The organism is Streptomyces sp. NPDC005070 (assembly GCF_053600395.1).
In genome coordinates this window covers 1-1,394 of sequence record NZ_JBSFZS010000514.1, presented here as the reverse complement: position 1 = coordinate 1,394, position 1,394 = coordinate 1, and the positions used below count along the sequence as shown (strand labels likewise).

General features: G+C 71.8%; 1 protein-coding gene and 2 pseudogenes. 2 read left to right on the top strand and 1 reads right to left on the bottom strand.

The annotated features are described in order from the left end of the window. Window positions 1-230, bottom strand: a pseudogene (locus ACWEBX_RS40725) (nucleoside/nucleotide kinase family protein); the annotation flags it as partial. A gap of 129 nt (window positions 231-359) precedes the next feature. On the opposite strand from ACWEBX_RS40725, the gene ACWEBX_RS40720 reads away from it, so the two are divergent. Together ACWEBX_RS40720 and ACWEBX_RS40715 are read left to right on the top strand one after the other, a co-directional pair. After that, entirely contained in the window at window positions 360-1,097 is a 738-nt protein-coding gene (locus tag ACWEBX_RS40720) for an HAD family hydrolase (protein ID WP_451889724.1), read from the top strand. Beyond that, window positions 1,094-1,312: pseudogene (locus tag ACWEBX_RS40715) on the top strand (hypothetical protein); the annotation flags it as partial. The gene ACWEBX_RS40720 and the pseudogene ACWEBX_RS40715, both read left to right, overlap by 4 nt. Window positions 1,313-1,394 lie beyond the last annotated feature (82 nt).

Genomic DNA, 1,394 nt, shown 5'->3' with positions numbered 1-1,394 from the left:
CGGCGCCCCAGCCGGTCCAGCTCGGCGTCCGCGAGATGGAACCCGTCCATCGGTACGTGGGCGACAGGGAAGGGCGCGATCTCGCCGAGCCGTCCGACCAGCCGCTCGGCGAGCGTCGTCTTGCCCGCCCCGGGACTTCCGGCGATCCCGAGAAGGGCGCGCCGGCCGGGCCGTACGAGCGCGGCGGCCCGCTCCACCAGTTCGCCGAAGGACGGACTCGCCTCGGTCATACGAGCCCGGACCCGGGCGCGGGGGCAGCGATCTCCATGCCCTCCAGTATCGACGACGGTCCCTGGGCCAGGGCGGTGATGTGGCGCTCGCCACCCGGTGGAGGCCGATCCCGGGGGCAGACTCCTCGTATGACCGATCTCGGCCTGCCGAAGCAGATCCTGGCCTGCCTCTTCGACCTCGACGGCGTCATCACCAGAACCGCGGTGGTCCACGCGGCCGCCTGGAAGCGGACGTTCGACGACTTCCTGCGACACCGCGAGGGCGACGGATTCCGGCCCTTCGACGACGCCGACTACGCCGCCCACGTGGACGGCCTGCCACGCGCCGACGGCGTACGGTCCTTCCTCGCCTCGCGCGGCATCCAACTCCCCGAGGGGACCCCCGACGACCCGCCGGAGCGGGCCACCGTCCACGGACTCGGCAACCGCAAGAACGCACTGCTTCTCGACATGATCCGCACCGACGGCGTCGAGGCCTACGAGGGCACCCTGCGCTACATCGAGGCGGTCCGGGCGCACGGCCTGCGCACCGCGGTCGTCTCCTCCAGCGCCAACTGCCGTGACGTCCTGCGCTCGGTGGGGGCGGAGGACCTCTTCGACGTACGCGTCGACGGTGTCGTCGCCGCCGAACGGCGGCTGCCCGGCAAGCCGCGCCCCGACACTTTCCTGGCCGCCGCGAAGGACCTCGGCGTCACGCCGTCCGAGGCGGCCGTCTTCGAGGACGCGCTCGCCGGCATGGACGCGGGCCGCTCGGGCCACTTCGGGTACGTCGTCGGCGTGGACCGCGTGGGCCAGAGCGCCGCCCTGCGCGCCCACGGCGCCGACATCGTCGTACGGGATCTGGACGAACTGGGGGAGCGCCCGTGATCACTCATTCCTCGTACGGAGTCGAGCCCTGGGCCCTGCGCGAGAGCGAGCTGCACCTCGGACTGCTGCCGCAGAGCGAGTCCGTCTTCGCCCTCGCCAACGGCCACATCGGCTGGCGCGGCAACCTCGACGAGGGCGAACCCCACGGTCTGCCCGGCTCCTACCTGGGCGGCGTCCACGAGACACACCCGCTGCCCTACGCGGAGGCGGGCTACGCCCCATCGTAGGCTGACTGTGAGATTGACAGCCAGGTGTGGCGCTGGCTAACTTCTGTCGTACCGGCTGACTGCGAAAAAC

Bases quoted from the DNA above. Each gene is read 5' to 3' on its own strand.
- ACWEBX_RS40720 (WP_451889724.1), top strand. From the start codon at position 360: ATGACCGATCTCGGCCTGCCGAAGCAGATCCTGGCCTGCCTCTTCGAC.